Source organism: Hydrocarboniclastica marina, from assembly GCF_004851605.1.
Taxonomy (GTDB): domain Bacteria; phylum Pseudomonadota; class Gammaproteobacteria; order Pseudomonadales; family Oleiphilaceae; genus Hydrocarboniclastica; species Hydrocarboniclastica marina.
Map to the genome: position 1 here is coordinate 4,106,180 of NZ_CP031093.1, position 15,711 is coordinate 4,121,890.

Sequence of the window (15,711 nt, forward strand, 5' to 3'; positions counted from 1 at the left end):
CAAGGACAAAAACCGATAGCTGTTGGGCTCCAGGCTGATTATGTCAGCAAAAAGTGCAAGAAAGTTCCACGTCAGGACCTGGGACAGATTTGTTGCCGAGATGCGCACCTGAAACCGACCTGTGCACTTTTGCGAAGGTCTTGTGATTGCCTGGCGCGTAGCACTGGCTCAGAATCGCTTCCTTTTGGCGAGGCCAGGACGTTCCAGAGAATGCGCATGTTTATGCAAGACTTCCAGCGCGGCGCGCGGGAGGCAGCTCCAGTCATGGTTGGCTACTTCCCCATAGCCGTGGGGTTTGGGGTGCTGGCCGTACAAAACCAGCTTTCAGCTGCCGAAGCCGTGATGATGTCGGTTACCGTCTTCGCCGGGGCTGCCCAATTTGTCGCGGTTGGCCTGATTGCTGCCGGGGTAGATCCCCTGCAGATTGTCCTGGGCGTATTTTTCCTTAACCTGCGCCACCTGATCATGGTGCTGAGTCTTCGAAACCGCTTCGGTGAGCAACCCGGAGCGGTGATGAAACTGTCATCGCTGCTGGTTACTGATGAAACGTTCTCGCTTGCGGCCAGTGCTCCATCGATTAACGTCCCGGCAGCCTACCTGTTGGGAGTGGGCTTGGGCGCTTACTCGGCCTGGGTGGCCGGTACGGCTGTGGGCAGCTGGTTCGCTGCCGGTATACCCGCTTCGTTAGCCGGCCTTTTCAGCATTGGTCTTTATGCCATGTTTGTGGCCCTGCTGGTGCCCCAGATCAGGCGGTCCTTTCCGGCGGCCGTAGCTGCGCTGGTGGCCATGGTTGGAAGCAGTCTCATGCAGCCACTGCTGAGTGCCGGCTGGGGAATTGTCCTGGCGACCATAGCAGGCGCTATCGCTGGCGGACTGATGGTGGCGGAGAAGAAACAATGACGACTGGTGTCTGGGAACTGATCCTGGCCATGGCGGTCGCGACGGCACTGCCACGTGTTCTGCCGATGCTGGTGGATCTGGAGCAGTGGTTGCCTCCGACACTGGTTCGTAGCCTGGGCTTTGTTCCGCCTGCAGCACTGGGCGCGCTCATCATACCCGGGGTATTCCATGCTGCCGACCATGTCGCGCTAGCACTGACGGCCCTGATGGTGGCGACCGTGCTGGCGCTGCCCCGGAGGAGTTCGTTGCTGTTAACGGTGACCGTGACTTTACTGGCTTGCTGGGGTGTGAGCCTGCTTCTTGTTTAGTAAATCGTGGACAGTACCGGCTGACACTACTTGCCGATGCAGAATGTGTTATTTCCTTTAAAAACATCATGTTATGAAATTTCCGGAGCACTGTGGGAGGGGCAGGGTTTTGCGAAAAAAAGCGTCAATTCTTGACAAAACTCTGCCGATCCGGAGGCCGAGACCCACCTCAAAGCTGGGAAAAGTGGGAAACTGGGAACGTACTAACTTACCTCCTCCCCACCAATCCGACTAACCTAGAAGCCCGGAGCTATTTCCCTCTCGTCAAGCAATACAATTTGCTGCACATGGGGCAACTCATCTGTGGACTCTCCCGGCCGCGACAGGTCGGAGATAAAGCCAAGACGCTTTTTCAAATAAGAGGACAGCGCCTTTCGTACCTGAATCTTAGCTATGCCATTGTTCATTCCATAGTCTAGTTCGATGACTCGTTTGTGAGCCGGAGGCAGGCTGGGGTTTGGAGCAATCGTCAATTCCAGGTATGTGTGCCAATCAGTATCCGATGAGCCATCAATTCCGCTTTCACGAGTCCCTCCGATCTCTAGAATACGGCCAAATACAAAGTCAATGAACTTCTGACGCTCGTGGCAGTAGCTGCGTAAGTGCCACCTGTACCCGTCCGATGCCATAGCATGTGGCGTTATCCAACGGTGGCTGGGCTCGTCGCGTGAAAGTGACTGATAAAGAATGCTTACAGCCATGCCCTCCCCAATAATTCTCAGCAACTGTCTCAAGAGCGATGGATCAATCCTTCGTTCTGGCACTGGCACAACGTCAAAATCAGGTGGCGAACTGATGAAGGATTCATGGGATAGGCTACTGGCATGTTCCGCTTGGAGAACTTCAAGCTGGGCCAAGTAGTCACCTGAGCTAGGGGTTATGAGCTTTGGGGAGAACTCTTCTGTTGCAAGATAGGCCTTTCGCTTGCGGTCGTAATAGACATTTTCTGGAGCCAGATCGAGGTACCGCTTCAAATCAAGCGTACACTGAGGTACAGAAATTCGGAATTGCTCGATGAGATCCTGCCGGTTGATCTTACCCTCCCAATATAGCCTAAATTCAATGAATTGCAGCCGTGTTTCGGCGCTCCAGTTACCAACTTTTTGAGTCATTTCTGCTCCGCTCTTGGTCCGCATAATTTTTATGTTGACATACTTTTTGTTCTTATTGTAGCATCCCTCATAAGAGCATGATCAGCATAATTTCTATTCGAACTGTCAATTGGAGAAAAGGCGATGAGCAACGGCAAGTCAGAGCAGGCACCGGGTCAGAACAAAAGTTACTCGATCATAGTGAATGGGCGGCCCAAAGAGGTTACCCAAAAGAAGCTGAGTTACTTGGAGGTGGTGCAAATTGCATTTCCCGGAGAGCAACCGTCACCACAGCGAATCTACACAGTCACGTTTTCCAACCCTCACGGCAAAGACGGAACGATGGTGGAAGGTCAAGAAGAGGTAATTAAAGATGGCATCATCTTCAATGTCACAAAAACTGATCAATCATAATCCCGATCTTCGTCGCCTCCAGAATGAAGGGTACGAAGTCGAATGCAGGGACGGTTATTTAATCGTCCACTCTGTACCCTACGTCAATGCGTCGGGGACACTTGATTGGGGCGATCTGATTAGTGCTCTCGAGCTCAGTGGAGAGCAAACTTGTTCTCCGGTCAGAGACCACCAGGTTTGGTTTACCGGTTCTTTGCCACACACGAATCAGGGTAAGCCTGTGAGTGGACTCGGCGGTCAGGGAGAAATCCGTCAAACTCTCACTGACGGGATCGAAGCCCGCTACAGATTTTCGAATAAACCATCCGGCGGGTACCAAGACTACTTTCAAAAAATGTCTCGATACGCTTTGCTCCTCTCCCAGTATGCAAGGGCCATCGACCCGAACGTTTCTGCGCAGACTTTTAAGCCTATTCCGGAAACCGATGAAACGTCCCCTTTTCTTTATGTTGACTCAGCTTCGAGCAGGACTGGTATCACAGCAGTCTCACAAAAGCTTGCGATGGATAAGGTTGGCATCATAGGCTTGGGGGGCACTGGTTCATACATTCTGGACCAACTAGCTAAAACCCCTATCAGAGAGATACACCTTTTCGATGGTGATGACTTTCAGCAGCATAACGCATTCAGAGCGCCGGGAGCGGCCTCACTTCAGGCGCTTCAGTCCCAACCGTCAAAGGTTGGCTATTTTGAAGACATGTACGGTCATATGAGAAATGGCTTAGTGGCCCACCATCAATTTATCGATGAAACAACCGTTGATGATTTAGCTGAATTCGACTTCGTTTTCATATGTGTTGATAGGCCAGTGGTACGAAAAATTATCGCTGATTTCCTCACGAAAGCGGAGATTCCTTTTATTGATGTGGGAATGGATATCACGCTTGTCGAAGAAGATCTGACCTTAGTTGGGACTTGCCGAACCACACTCAGTACGGAATCCAAGAGTGACCATATCAGTAAATATGCTTCCTTTACCGGAGAGCGTGGCGACGACCTGTATCGCAGTAATATCCAAGTGGCAGATCTCAATGCTCTGAACGCCACTTTGGCAGTGATCAAATGGAAGAAGTATTGTGGCTTTTATCAAGATTGCTATCTTGAGCATCAATCTTGTTATTCCATAAATACGCATCAGCTCACGAGAGATGAACTTTCAGAGGAGGTCTCGTGAGGAAAATGGCAGGTGTCACGCTTCAAGAAGTCGAATTTATTCCCGAGCGGCTTGAGCAAGGCATCCTTTATATATCCCGCAAGTACGGCACAGCGATCCATTTATGCTGTTGTGGTTGTGGAAAAGAGGTTGTGACACCCATAGGGGCAACCGACTGGTCTCTTAAGATTACGGGCAATAACGTCACGCTTTATCCATCAATTGGGAATTGGAGTTTTGAATGCCGTTCCCATTACTGGATTCGAAATAGCAGAGTTGTTTGGGCAGAGGATATGTCACAAGCGACTATCGAAAGGGGAAGGGACGCCAATCTGAGACGGAAAGCCGCCTTTTTTGCGGAAGATAACGCTCAAAGGCATCCGCCAAAGAAAAGAGTACAAGGTGAAGCAAGTATTATTTTCCACATCTGGGCAACGATCAAACGCTGGTTTGGTTTGTAAAACCGGAATTTGCTTGGATTAGCCAGGGCAGAATATCCCTATAAGAGTATCGAGGCCATAAGTGGTTGTTGCAGATTAACTTGCAAAGAACCCTGGGTTTGGAATCCCTCTGCCAGGTGGTTTATCAAGGTTATAATCAGGCCGACTGAGGAAGCTCCAAAAGCCCTCCAAGGCCTACAGCAACCTGGTTTGTTCAGAGGAGACAAGCTGATACCCCATGGCCTTGTAGCCTTTCTCGCGCTTCCGGAACATGCGTTCAAGCATTGGCAGGCTGATATCCAGGTAGTCATAGACAGTGACTTCCTGCTTGCCGTCGGCATCCCGGTGGATCCTGCCAGCATACTGCGACAGCGTTCCTTTCCAGGCGATGGGCAGGGCTAGAAACAGAGTGTCCAGCCGAGGCAAGTCAAAGCCTTCTCCGATGTATTTCCCGGTTGCAACGATAACCTGAGCTTCGTGTAGCCGCGATTCCGCCGCCCGGCGTTCTCTGACGCCCATCCCTCCACGTAACACAACCGACGATATGGACTCAGCCTCTAGCAGTGTTGCCAGCGTTTCAGCATGCTCTCGTCGTTCCGTGAGCAAAAGGCAGTTTGCCAAGTTTTGCACACAACGTACGACATCCTGAACAATGTCCTGATTCCGGGCATTGCTCTGGGCGAGCCAACGGTAAACCGATGCTATGTGTGGTCGTTCACCATTATTCTGACAGATGTCCGTAGGTGGCGTTTCGTGACGTTCCCGAACGATGACACGTTGGACAAACCTGGAACCGTGGTCAGCCCTGACTTTGTGACGAACGGGTCCCGCAACCATAAACATGATTTTTTGGTGACCATCCTGACGGTCAGGCGTTGCGGTGAGGCCCACGACATATCGGGCGCTGACTTCGTTAAGTAGCATCTCGTAACGAGGAGCTGAAATATGGTGACATTCATCGATGATGACCTGCCCGTATTCCCGGACCTTACTTGAGACCGTATTATCTTTCTTGTTGATCAGGCTTTGATAGGTGGCAACGTCGATCTGACCGGTAGGTTTCTTTTTGCCGCCGCCAATCACACCCACGGATGCACCCTCAATGAAGGTTTCCAGACGCTCCTTCCATTGATCCAGTAACTGACGACTGTGAGTGAGGATCAGCGTGTTTACCTGCCGTTTGGCCACAATGCCAATAGCGGTTACGGTTTTGCCGAAAGCGGTCGGAGCATGAAGAATTCCGGTATCGTGATCGGCAAGCGCCGTCACAGCCTTTTTCTGATCACGACGCAGCGTTGCTTTCAGGCTGACTTCCGGCAGCAACTGGCCAGGCATTCTGCGGTCATCGATTTCTACCGTTATTCCCTGTTCGCGCAACAATGCCTGAAGATCATCAAAGCAGCCTCTCGGTACCGAGATATAACCTTGCTCAATCCGGGCACAGGATATGTAACGAGGGATGCCATGAGTTGAAAATCGAAGTGCCTGGGTTTTGAAAAATACTGGATTGGCAAAGCTCGCCATGCGCTTTATTCGTGCCGCCAGTGTCCCTGGTATGTCTGACAACTTCATATAAATGTGATTGGCCAGGGTAAGCGTGATGCTCTCGGGACATCCTGAAATTATCCCTGTATCGACCGGTAAAGCTTGTTCCCACGGCAACGCAACCTCTGCTATCGCATCGGAATCAGGCTCATTTCCAACCATATCTCGAAGCTGAGCCGGCGAAACGGTCTTTTGCTGACTAAGTAGCGCCCACTGATCCGGATACGGGGTTAGCTTATCGTCGACGAATACAGTACATCCACGACTTCGCGCCTCATGCTGAAGCGGAAGGGCAATCAAATTGCCAAATCCACCATCGGGCATCGTATCCTGGTTGGGGAATAGCCGGTCATAAGAATCGAAGGACAGGCCCGGGTGGCGTTCCATGGCTTTGTCCAGCAGCTTGAACCCCAAAGCCCTCGCGGACCAGGCCGGAACGGCGTCCGAAAAGAAGATCCATAGGTGGGCACCCGCACCGGACCGGGAGATCTCTACAAGATAAGGGACACCTTCATCACGACAAGCCTGGGCCAGCGCACGAACATCTGCTCTCCAGTCCTCCTTATCAAAATCTACAGCCAGCAGATAACAGGAACTGTCCGGCAACAAAGGGTATAACCCTGCGACATGCTTGCCGGACAGGTGTTCATACACTGCATTGAAATCCAGAGGTTTAAATTTTTTGTGCGGGCACTCGCCGCACTTGATCCGGGGTTTCTGACAGGTGCCCGGAACCCATTCATTTTCGCAGGCCACGGCATAGCCGGAACGGCCACTAGAACCCGTCCAGCGGACTGCATAGACATCCTGTCTGCCGCGAAAGAGCTTCCGGAACAATTCAGCTTTTTGATCAGGTTTCAGCTGCGTTACTGTGGATTGTTGCGCAGTGCGATGAAGCTCCTTCCTTCGGGAGAGAAGGGCAGCCTTTTCCCTCTCAAGTTCGGATAACTTCAGTGCGATGGCTGCGAGCTCTTCTTCTATTCGGATACATGCCTCCTACCCCTGAATTTGCCAAGCAAGGTGATCAAGCTTTTCGATCTTTTTCCAATCCTATCAGATATATTTTTTCGATTATAAAAATAAATAGCGGACTTTTCTCGTCAGTAATAATAGCCCGGCGACTTTGGTTCCGGGCCATCCAGAATAGCATCTGAGACTGCTATTAACGGGTCCATGCAGTCTGCTTTGATCCGAGCCCAGCTTATCCAATCCTTGATTTCCTCGCTGAGCTCCCCATTCTGGACCGCAGCCTGTTCTACCGCTTCGATATATTGTCGTAACCGTTCAGCTTCTAGCCACTGCGTAGCGTTCGTCTTCAATTTCTCAAGTTGCTCCAGCTCCTGTTTCCGGAGCTCCGCCAGTCGGTCGTGCCGATCTTTTGCCTTTTGCCATGCCAGGCGCCTGCGTTCCTGTTCTTCAGTTCGGATGCGCTGCTCTTCAATCAGGTCTAATGCACCGGCAACAACTTGATGCAGCCTTTGCTCCAGCAGAGTTTTCGGCGTATCCCCCCAACTTCTGGATGGGTAACCGCCGATTGAAATCGTCAATTTTCCGGTTGGGTGATAGTCGTAGTCAGGTGGCCTTGGGTAGTGGGATCCGGTTCCCCAGCGATTCGGAGAACGTTGCCAGCGTTCAATTGCTTTTTTCTCTGCTGCGGTTACCTCATGCTTGCTCCTGGCGACATGCTCGCTGATTGCTATGGTCAACGAAGTTTCGTCCAGTCCGATCAGGGTACGACTCTTTTCACGGTCTACCCAAACCTTCATACCCTGACGTTCAAGCGCTTTTATCAGTGTGTCGCCTATCAATAATGCTCTATCGATGGCATCTCTAGTCACTTCGAAAGCAAAAATTTCTCCAGGCGCTGAACGCAGTCCTTTGTAGTTGTCCCATCCGGCTTTTTGTCTCAGTCGCTTGGATGCTTTCCTTATCAAGGGATGCGGAGATTCGAGAAGTTCTGGCACATCAACAAAGCCTATACGTTCTTGGGCTGTCGTGGCTTTTTTACGCGAGGCATCAGGATTATTGGGGTTATAAGTGCGTGATCGACTGAGAGGCAGGGAGTAATTTTCAAACTCCTTGGCGGTAGGAAGCGGAATTTTCTTCGGTGAATGTCCGGCGTTGATTTTTGCCCAGTACCCACGTGGCGGCAAAGGTATCTTGTGCTTGCGACAAACCTTTCCCAATGCAACACCGGATATCCCATAGCGCGGCGCAACTCTGGAGACAGGCTCTGCCCATACCTCGCTGTAAAGTGATTCTCGCGTAATTGCGGCGACGCTTTCCATAGGTAACCTCTGCTGATCAAAAGTGCCATTTTCTTTTATAGCCAATGATATGCCTGCCCCGCCAACTTTTCGCTACGTCCGGCTTTGAACTTTGTTATGTTAGTACAAACTATTGATTTAAAAGAATTATTTTTAGTTTTCCTCTTGCATATTCTCAACCTCATGAGAATATTTAATAAAAGCAGGAGGACATAATGAAAAGATTAGCACCCTTAACTACGGCAATATTGGCCGCTGCCCTGGCTGGCTGCGCGGCTACCCCACGAGCTTACAATCCGGAAGAGTCTCGGGCCTTAAACCTGGCGAGAGCCGGTGGCATCTACGATATGGATTTGCGGGATTCTGAGGATGGTACCCGCTCCTACAATAAAGGCATGTTGGTGCCATTACTGGATCTCGCCAGCCTGGCGACTTCATTCGATGCACCGCTTCGACATCTATCGGGTAGCCAGACGCTTTTGTTCAACGCTACCGACATCATGATGACACCGGACAATCCATCGGCGAGACCAAGCCTGATGGGATGGATGCCTGCGTCGATGGCCACTTCAGAGGCTCAGGCCTATGAGCAGTATGTAGATCTGGTTGACCAGGCCATCCGGCTAGCTGCCAATGATATGGCGTTGAGTGCCACCAAACTCAGTAACGTGGAAACGCCTGAGATTGACGGCCATCCACTGATGCTCTGGTCGATTGAAAGCACTGAGCATGGATGCGGTGCTGGTCAATGTGTGGTTGCTTACAACATCAAAACGCCGAATCGCTGGAAGTCTCCGGCCTACGTGGAAGGTGCTGAGCCCGAAAGCTACAACATTGCAGCCAATCATCCAGAGAATTATTCCCGCCTTGTTTTCCGGCAGTCAGATGAGCAACTCAGCTTCCCTTTGGACGAGTTCTACCGCACGGTCAGTGGTGCCTTACCATCCTGGATGGTGGTGTATTTTCCTCCACACACCGTCACCCTGAATGGCAAACCGTTGCCTTACCCTGTGCTTTACGAGCAGGGGCAGCGACTGATGTTTAAGGAGCCAGATCATGAGTGACTGGCATGATGAACTTGAGTTCGCGCTGTTGCCGCTTGAAGACGCCAAAATCGATAGCGACTGCATGACCTCTGTGATCAGCAATGCCCTGAGAGAGCAAGGCATCTTCCATCAATGCCGTATCGGATACGCAGAGGACCGACTGAGCCGAATGGTCACTGCCCCCCATTGTTGGATCGAGCTCGAACAGGGCTGGTGTATCGATATCCGGCTCAGACAGTGGCTGGGCGATGAGGACGACCTCCCTCATGGCGTATTCCAGCCATCCAACTACCCGCGAGTTCGATATCAAGGCACTGCGTGGCTGGTTCCACACCTAGAGGTGGAAGATTTGAGGGCGATGACAAATGATGCCTACAGCAAGGTGAAACTGCCATGGCTGGCCGGGCGAGCCAGAGCGGCCTGACGCCGGTCAAAACTTGCATTTTTTCAGGTTCTGATAACTTCGAAGTAAAGAACTATCGGGGACTGAAACCATGGTGAGGGTGACAAAAATAATAGCAGTGGGGCTCGCCGGGATCGGCGTTGTGGAGCTCGCCTTTAGGGGTACTGATGCAGCGCTTTACACATGGTATCTATTGTTCGTGATCTGGGTGGCCCCACTGCTCATTCGCTTCGCAATGGCCGCAGTCGATGCTTACAAGACGGTTTTCGCCAAGGGACCCGATGGTGAAATGACGTTTCCTGAATTCGAGAAAAAAATGGCGTCGTTTAGTCAAAGTAGTGATAGGGAAGAAAACGGTCCGAGCGGCACGGCAACCTCCGGCACCCGGAGTCAAGAAGGCGCAGGCGATCTGTTCGATGACATCAGAGTCAATCCGATCCTCCGGGAGGATGATCCGTTCGGGCAGTTTTTCGACTCTTGAGGTGGTTCCTTATGGGTACAGATCAGAGGAACCAGAAGTTCGAACCCCGCAAGGGCCACCAGAACCACTTAAACCAGACCGGCCAGAGAGAACCACTTATAACAGACTGAGGAGCGGAAAATGTTTATTCGAGCCTACCTGCGGGCATCCACGCAGGAACAGAACGCGGAGCGAGCCCGGGAGTCACTGGTACAGTTCGCAGCCAACCACGGTCAACGCATTGCAGCTTTCTATGTGGAGAATGTGTCCGGCGCTACTTTGCACCGGCCCGAGCTGATGAAGCTGATCGCGGATTCCGGCGAGGGTGACATTGTGCTGGTCGAACAGATCGACCGTCTAGCCCGCCTCAAACAAAGTGATTGGGATTCCCTCAAGCAAAAGCTGGCCGCCAAGCGGTTAGCCATTGTTTCTCCGGAGTTGCCAACCAGTTGGCTGGCCCTGGAGAAGAAAGACGACACCGGATTCACCGACTCCATTCTCCGGGCCGTAAACGCCATGATGCTCGACATGCTGGCTGCGGTGGCCCGAAAAGACTACGAAGACCGCCGGCGTCGGCAGTTCCAGGGCATCCACAAAGCCAAAACGGAGGGTAAGTACCAGGGGCGGCAGCCAGACCTGAAGCGCAGGCAGCACATCGCCAGCCTTCTCAAGAGCGGCCACAGCTACAGCGAGATCCAGGAGATGCTGAGCTGCTCCCGCCACATAATTGCGTCTGTCGCCAAAGAACAAAGACAGGCCGATGCTGTGGCCTGAGACCAACGAAGGGCCCTCAAGGGGCCATCAACCATTGGAGACCTGAATATGCTGAACCTATCTGCCACACTGATTGCATTCCTGAGCTTTGTCGCAGTCGTACTTTTTATCTGCGTTATCGCCTACCGAAACGCGGACCGTCTGGAAGCGTTCGTAGAGCGTAAGTTCCGAAAAAGATCACCCCGTCACAATGGCGATCTGAAATAAATTCGGGGCAAAGCGGTGTCCTTGCCCAAAACGGGCAGTTTGAGAGCCGTGCCTACTGCGTCATCCATGGCAGCATAATCGTGAAGTCGATATGAGGTTATGCACATGACGGACAAAGCAGCCACGCTTCCCGAAAGCTTTCTTCTTTTACTGGAACAGGAAGAAAAGCGGAGGCAACAGCGGGAGGACTCGGGGCTTCCAGCTCTCACAATACTGATCGACGCCGCTCATAGTGGGGGCGGCCAGGCTCGGCATGTCCGGCGTTTCCTTCTTGGCCTTTATAACGCCAGCCACTGGCCATTCGAGTTGAACCGGTTGAGAGCCTTGGATACCGAACTGCAACAGGCAGCCTTGCAGGTTCTGGCGCTGGATTGGAATGGCCGGGAGGTTCACACCTATGTGCCGGGTGGTGATGAGTTGTTTCAGGCTTGGTGGGAACAGGAGTCGAAAGCGTGATACGCTTGTTGGACTATACTGATCGAAACCTACCCAGCCTCGTAACGGGTGTTGTGCGCCCAATGTGCCAGTCGGATGTGTGGAGGAGCTTCATTGGACCTCCTGCAGAATCCGATCACATTCAGAGATGACATACTCCGGAATTGTATCAAACCTTGCAGGATCAAGCTGGCAAATAAACTCATTCTCAATGTGATATGTTTCATTGATAAACTTCTGAACAACAGAATTCTCAATATCCAGGTCTAACAGGCGAAAAATCTGAAGTTTTTCATACCCGTTCTCAGAAGCTCTATAAAGCGATTTCAGCGCATTGATATCAGTAACTCGATTCAAAATGTCAGGATATGAAAATCCGTTCAGAAATCCCGCTATTTCATTGCATCCATTGGAGAACTTAGCAGGAACCATTTCCGGATAATTGCTATCTGCCCCTATGGGTTCTCTGGTATCAATTGCACGCTCTCTCTTATGCAGAATATTAGAGAGTACTTGATAAGCGTCTCCCTTGTCGTCAGAAATTTCAAAATGACGTCTCATGTAAATCAGCTTGATAACATTATCCTTGTCAGAGGCGAGAGCATTCTTGCAAATCTGGGAAAAGGTTTGCATATCCTCTTTTCTGATTACATATTCAACTAACTGGCCAGATTCAAGCCTCAGAAACGATGCCGAAGTCTGATTGCTGAACTTATGCGCAAGAGACTTAATGGTATCGATAATTGGCTCCACATCATGTGTAAGCATCAAAACTGTTTTACTCTTCAAGCATGAATCAGCTTTTCGACGGAAAAGCATTTCGAGAATGGCATACTTTTTGTTCTTGTCAAATGAAGAAATTGGGTCATCCAGAATGATCAAGTCCGGTTTTCTTGAAAGACACTCATACATGAAAAGAACGATGGCAAAAGCATTTCTTTCACCAAAACTGAGGTGTTGACTTCCGCCGCTGAGATATTCCTCGTGATCGGCATGTCTCAGTTTCAGTTGTGACTGTTCGCCTTCACCTACTATCTCAACCTTATATCGGTAACCTGCATATGAGAGAAAATTGTTAATGTCGATCTGATGCCGTTCGACCGTTCTCTTCATCTCGCTTCGTTGCTGACTGATCTTTCCCTGAAGTTGGTTGGCCTGTGCAATTACTTCGTCGATAGAGTCGTTAATCGGAGTGATGGCTTCCAGCATCCTTTCTGAATTAAGCTCCGAGAAAAAAGCCAGGTCCAGTTTATAGGCAGGGAGTTTTTCAGAAACTTTTTCACCGTCTTTAAATTGGAAAGCAGAAAGTGTTCTAAGATTTTCGAGCTTCTCAGTGAAATTATCGATTTGACTTTTTACCGAAGCAAGAAATGCTTCATGTTCTTTTTCAATCCCGTCCTTCAGTTCTGTAATTGCCTTCAGTTTACCCTTCGCCTCTTTAGAAAAGAAGTCGCCCAACTTTTCGATCACACCGATTATGGCGATCAGGTTCTTAATCGTATTTTTATCATATTCTTCGCCAACCTTCTTGATCTGATCCTTCTTTTCAGCTACATGCGAGGTGCAAAATGGACAACTATCAGATAGTTCCGAAAATTCGTACCCCTTTGTTTGCCAGTCAATCCAGTTAACACTGTTTTCGCTCTGAATGAACGGTGTATAAGATTCAAGGCCAGAGGGAACATGTTGAATTTTATTGCCTGAAGATAGTCCTTTCATTCCTGTCGAAGATTTGGACAAACCGGATTTGGTCAACTTGAAAGCATTTCCCATTTCCTTGAGGGTGGTTATCAAGGTTTCCAGTTCTTGATTTCCAGAAAATAGTTGTTTGATATCTTGGATCAAACTTTCAATTTCCTGCTCTTTCTTTTTGTAGGCATCTGTTCTAATCAATATATCAAAGCTGTTTCTGAGCAACTCATCAGTTTTGAACACAAACTGACTGACGTACTCCTCGTTGAAGCACATGACAGTATTGATGCTTTCTATGCCGGTAACTTCGGGTGTTATTCCATCTGGATTGGATTTTCTAAGCTTAAATGGGATGAGTTCATTTAAATTTGAGCCTTCAGTCGTACCGAGGGTAATTGCCCGAGCAATTGAGCTTTTTCCGGTTCCGTTTGGTGCGAACTTTATGTTCAGCGTATTTTCAGAAAGAACCAAACTAGCCCAATCAATGTTATTGCAATTTTTAATCTCGATATTCATTTCGCGCTCCCTAAACTTTAATAAACGTCACCTCAAAGGCCTTGCTAGACCGAAACTGCTGCAACCGGTTGGCAAACGCGAAGGTTTCATTCATCTCGTAGTGCTGGAAGATGTCCAACCCCCGATCCAGTGAGATCTTCCAGCCGTGGTCCGTAACGATATGACGGGCGTGAATGGTGCCGCTTTCATCAAACTCCCAGGTGAAGTCGATGCCCACGGTGCGAGCGGATTCCTGGATCTTTTCAAAACTCTCGTCTTGCAGATCACCCTTGAACTCGTCGCGGACGGAGACGAGGTGAACCGCCACTTCATCCTCTTCGGCCTTGTTCTTCACGATAGCTTCGAGAAACTCCATGAAATTTCGGATCTGGTAGAAAAGCCGAATGTAGGGGTCTGTGACGGTGATCTTGCTGGCTCCCTTCAGGTACGGGCCAAACAAGCCGTCGAATGAGATACCCTTCTGGTTTTCCTGGAAGGTCAGGTGCTTTTCTTCCAGTACGGGCTCGGGGGAATATGGCTCTTTGGGCTCGACACCTTTAACGTCCGCTGTTGGCTCGGGTTCTACTCCCCCGTCATCAGGGGTAGACACCGTCTGGTGGTAGTAACCCGGGTACTCCTCTTCCTCAAGTGTGGTGACCAGCCGTTCCTGCCCTTGCTGATCGTGATAGGAAAAGCGTACTTCTCCGTAGGTGGTATCAATCCGTTGTAACTGGTCCTTGACCCGCTTGCGCCCCTCGATGGCAAAACGCAGCACTTCTTCCACCTCTTCCCTGGTCGCTCCCCCCTGGGGGAACAGGATCTTCATCAAGCCGGAAAAGGTCTTGTTGATACCGTCCCGGTCACGGGTTGAGATATCCGAAGACAGGGTAAAGTGCTCCTTATACTGATCGGAGTAATCGTAGTTCCGCATCGAGCGCAGGATTTCCGCAAGGTAGTCCACCACGAAGCCATAGCCGTCGGAGAACATCTCGCCCCGGATGATGTCGACCTCCCACCCCGGGATGTAGAAGTGGATCCGGTCCAGAAAGGCGGAATCGTAGAACTTGTCCGGAAGCTCATCGAACAGGTCGGAATGTTTCAGCATATACGGCACGGTATGCCGGGTATTTCCCACGAACACCATGGAGGCCTCGGCGCCCAGGGTTTCCACACCCCGGGAGAAGGACTTGTTGGCCATGTAGTTCTTCATGATGTCGACGAGGGCTTTGTCGACGCGCTTCTGCTTGCCGGCGAATTCGTCGAAGGCCACACAATCCCAGTACCCTACCAAGCCGATCTTGCCGCTGGAGTTATTCACAAACAGTTTGGGTACGGTGACTTCACCGCCGGATACCAGAATCCCATGGGGCGAGAACTCGGAGTAAACGTGGGATTTACCTGTCCCCTTGGGGCCAAGTTCAATCAGGTTGTAGTTGCGCTCGCAGAAAGGAACCAGACGCAGGAGCTGGAGGAGCTTGCTGCGCTTGCCAAACATGTCCGGGTTAAAGCCGATGCTCTGTATCAGCAGGTCAATCCACTCATCGGTGCTGAACTGCTGCCGCGCTGCAACGTAGGCGTCATAGTCGAAGTGCGAAAGCTGAATCGGCTTGAGGGTGGACAGGATCCAGGGACTGGCATTCTGGTCTTCAGAAAATACGTATTCGATGTCCGCGATGCACCAGACGCCGCTTACAAGCAGTTTGGGGTGAGCCTTCACGGTTCCGGAATCCACCAGCACCTTCTTGATCCCCAGGTTGGAGAACTGCGCCTCGTAGGCATCCGTCTTCTCATTCAGGGCCACGCTGATCTTGTCGATCACCTTGTAGCGCCCCTTTTCCTTGATATTCGAGCGCACCAGCCCGGCCTCGTTTCGGTGGACATAGTGCTTGGCCAGAATCTCCTTGACCGTTTCGATACCCGTCTGAATCGTGGCCTCATCGCTGGTGGCGCAGTACTGGCCAAGCAGATACTCCAGCACGTATGAGGGAACGATGGCGTTGCCCTTGACCGTTTTCACCAGGTCTTTGCGCACTACCAACCCGGGGAAGTGTTCGTTGATCTTTTGGTCAAGCGTGCTCATT

The 15,711-nt window shown here is 50.8% G+C and carries 16 protein-coding genes; 11 read left to right on the forward strand and 5 right to left on the reverse strand.

Annotation, left to right across the window (positions count from 1 at the left end; all coding sequences use genetic code 11):
• Positions 1-216: 216 nt before the first annotated feature.
• Both soil367_RS18110 and soil367_RS18115 read left to right on the forward strand, forming a co-directional pair.
• Positions 217-900 carry an AzlC family ABC transporter permease gene (locus soil367_RS18110; RefSeq protein ID WP_172962390.1) on the forward strand — a complete coding sequence of 228 codons (684 nt, stop codon included), beginning with the start codon at positions 217-219 and terminating at the stop codon, positions 898-900.
• Entirely contained in the window at positions 897-1,208 is a 312-nt protein-coding gene (locus tag soil367_RS18115) for an AzlD domain-containing protein (RefSeq protein WP_136550424.1), read from the forward strand. The genes soil367_RS18110 and soil367_RS18115 overlap by 4 nt, the downstream gene beginning before the upstream one ends.
• Before the next feature lie 236 nt (positions 1,209-1,444).
• Here soil367_RS18115 and soil367_RS18120 read toward each other — a convergent pair whose 3' ends face one another.
• Complete coding sequence (locus soil367_RS18120; protein ID WP_172962391.1) at positions 1,445-2,320, reverse strand: BrxR family helix-turn-helix transcriptional regulator; 876 nt, start codon at positions 2,318-2,320, stop codon at positions 1,445-1,447.
• Between the two features lie 123 nt (positions 2,321-2,443).
• Between soil367_RS18120 and soil367_RS18125 the strand changes: the two genes are divergently transcribed.
• The 3 genes from soil367_RS18125 to soil367_RS18135 are packed head-to-tail and all read left to right on the forward strand — an operon-like array spanning position 2,444 to position 4,327.
• On the forward strand, positions 2,444-2,713 hold the full coding sequence (locus tag soil367_RS18125; RefSeq protein WP_136550426.1) for a multiubiquitin domain-containing protein: 270 nt from the start codon (positions 2,444-2,446) through the stop codon (positions 2,711-2,713).
• Positions 2,673-3,887, forward strand: coding sequence for a ThiF family adenylyltransferase (locus soil367_RS18130; RefSeq protein WP_216642746.1), 1,215 nt, complete (start codon positions 2,673-2,675; stop codon positions 3,885-3,887). The genes soil367_RS18125 and soil367_RS18130 overlap by 41 nt, the downstream gene beginning before the upstream one ends.
• Before the next feature lie 5 nt (positions 3,888-3,892).
• Positions 3,893-4,327 (forward strand): ubiquitination-like system serine protease family protein, encoded by a 435-nt coding sequence (locus soil367_RS18135; protein WP_216642747.1) that lies wholly within the window; start codon positions 3,893-3,895, stop codon positions 4,325-4,327.
• A 174-nt stretch (positions 4,328-4,501) separates the two neighbouring features.
• Here the strand turns inward: soil367_RS18135 and soil367_RS18140 are convergent, their stop codons facing one another.
• Positions 4,502-6,838, reverse strand: coding sequence for a TOTE conflict system archaeo-eukaryotic primase domain-containing protein (locus soil367_RS18140; protein ID WP_425459987.1), 2,337 nt, complete (start codon positions 6,836-6,838; stop codon positions 4,502-4,504).
• Positions 6,839-6,951: 113 nt separating this feature from the next.
• A complete protein-coding gene (locus soil367_RS18145) occupies positions 6,952-8,184 on the reverse strand; it encodes a hypothetical protein (protein ID WP_136550428.1) in 1,233 nt (410 codons plus the stop codon).
• A gap of 149 nt (positions 8,185-8,333) precedes the next feature.
• On the opposite strand from soil367_RS18145, the gene soil367_RS18150 reads away from it, so the two are divergent.
• The 6 genes from soil367_RS18150 to soil367_RS18170 all read left to right on the forward strand — a co-directional run bounded on the left by soil367_RS18150 (position 8,334) and on the right by soil367_RS18170 (position 11,464).
• Complete coding sequence (locus tag soil367_RS18150; RefSeq protein WP_136550429.1) at positions 8,334-9,182, forward strand: hypothetical protein; 849 nt, start codon at positions 8,334-8,336, stop codon at positions 9,180-9,182.
• Positions 9,175-9,588 carry a hypothetical protein gene (locus soil367_RS18155; RefSeq protein ID WP_136550430.1) on the forward strand — a complete coding sequence of 138 codons (414 nt, stop codon included), beginning with the start codon at positions 9,175-9,177 and terminating at the stop codon, positions 9,586-9,588. Before soil367_RS18150 ends, soil367_RS18155 begins: the two co-directional genes overlap by 8 nt.
• Positions 9,589-9,658: 70 nt before the next feature.
• On the forward strand, positions 9,659-10,048 hold the full coding sequence (locus soil367_RS18160; RefSeq protein ID WP_136550431.1) for a hypothetical protein: 390 nt from the start codon (positions 9,659-9,661) through the stop codon (positions 10,046-10,048).
• Positions 10,049-10,168: 120 nt separating this feature from the next.
• Positions 10,169-10,801, forward strand: coding sequence for a recombinase family protein (locus soil367_RS18165; protein WP_136550432.1), 633 nt, complete (start codon positions 10,169-10,171; stop codon positions 10,799-10,801).
• Positions 10,802-10,849: 48 nt separating this feature from the next.
• Complete coding sequence (locus soil367_RS18880; RefSeq protein WP_172962392.1) at positions 10,850-11,008, forward strand: hypothetical protein; 159 nt, start codon at positions 10,850-10,852, stop codon at positions 11,006-11,008.
• A gap of 105 nt (positions 11,009-11,113) precedes the next feature.
• Positions 11,114-11,464, forward strand: a complete 351-nt coding sequence (locus soil367_RS18170; protein ID WP_136550433.1) for a DUF7673 family protein — start codon at positions 11,114-11,116, stop codon at positions 11,462-11,464.
• Between the two features lie 90 nt (positions 11,465-11,554).
• On the opposite strand, the gene soil367_RS18175 is transcribed toward soil367_RS18170, so the two are convergent.
• Together soil367_RS18175 and brxL are read right to left on the reverse strand one after the other, a co-directional pair.
• Positions 11,555-13,651: an AAA family ATPase gene (locus tag soil367_RS18175; RefSeq protein ID WP_136550434.1), complete on the reverse strand. Its 2,097-nt coding sequence runs from the start codon at positions 13,649-13,651 to the stop codon at positions 11,555-11,557.
• A gap of 10 nt (positions 13,652-13,661) precedes the next feature.
• Complete coding sequence (gene brxL, locus soil367_RS18180; protein ID WP_136550435.1) at positions 13,662-15,710, reverse strand: BREX system Lon protease-like protein BrxL; 2,049 nt, start codon at positions 15,708-15,710, stop codon at positions 13,662-13,664.
• Between the last annotated feature and the right edge of the window lies 1 nt (position 15,711).

Coding starts and splice junctions, on each gene's coding strand:
- soil367_RS18110 (WP_172962390.1), top strand. CDS start 217: ATGTTTATGCAAGACTTCCAGCGCGGCGCGCGGGAGGCAGCTCCAGTC.
- soil367_RS18115 (WP_136550424.1), top strand. CDS start 897: ATGACGACTGGTGTCTGGGAACTGATCCTGGCCATGGCGGTCGCGACG.
- soil367_RS18120 (WP_172962391.1), bottom strand. CDS start 2,320: ATGACTCAAAAAGTTGGTAACTGGAGCGCCGAAACACGGCTGCAATTC.
- soil367_RS18125 (WP_136550426.1), top strand. CDS start 2,444: ATGAGCAACGGCAAGTCAGAGCAGGCACCGGGTCAGAACAAAAGTTAC.
- soil367_RS18130 (WP_216642746.1), top strand. CDS start 2,673: ATGGCATCATCTTCAATGTCACAAAAACTGATCAATCATAATCCCGAT.
- soil367_RS18135 (WP_216642747.1), top strand. CDS start 3,893: ATGGCAGGTGTCACGCTTCAAGAAGTCGAATTTATTCCCGAGCGGCTT.
- soil367_RS18150 (WP_136550429.1), top strand. CDS start 8,334: ATGAAAAGATTAGCACCCTTAACTACGGCAATATTGGCCGCTGCCCTG.
- soil367_RS18155 (WP_136550430.1), top strand. CDS start 9,175: ATGAGTGACTGGCATGATGAACTTGAGTTCGCGCTGTTGCCGCTTGAA.
- soil367_RS18160 (WP_136550431.1), top strand. CDS start 9,659: ATGGTGAGGGTGACAAAAATAATAGCAGTGGGGCTCGCCGGGATCGGC.
- soil367_RS18165 (WP_136550432.1), top strand. CDS start 10,169: ATGTTTATTCGAGCCTACCTGCGGGCATCCACGCAGGAACAGAACGCG.
- soil367_RS18880 (WP_172962392.1), top strand. CDS start 10,850: ATGCTGAACCTATCTGCCACACTGATTGCATTCCTGAGCTTTGTCGCA.
- soil367_RS18170 (WP_136550433.1), top strand. CDS start 11,114: ATGACGGACAAAGCAGCCACGCTTCCCGAAAGCTTTCTTCTTTTACTG.
- soil367_RS18175 (WP_136550434.1), bottom strand. CDS start 13,651: ATGAATATCGAGATTAAAAATTGCAATAACATTGATTGGGCTAGTTTG.
- brxL (WP_136550435.1), bottom strand. CDS start 15,710: ATGAGCACGCTTGACCAAAAGATCAACGAACACTTCCCCGGGTTGGTA.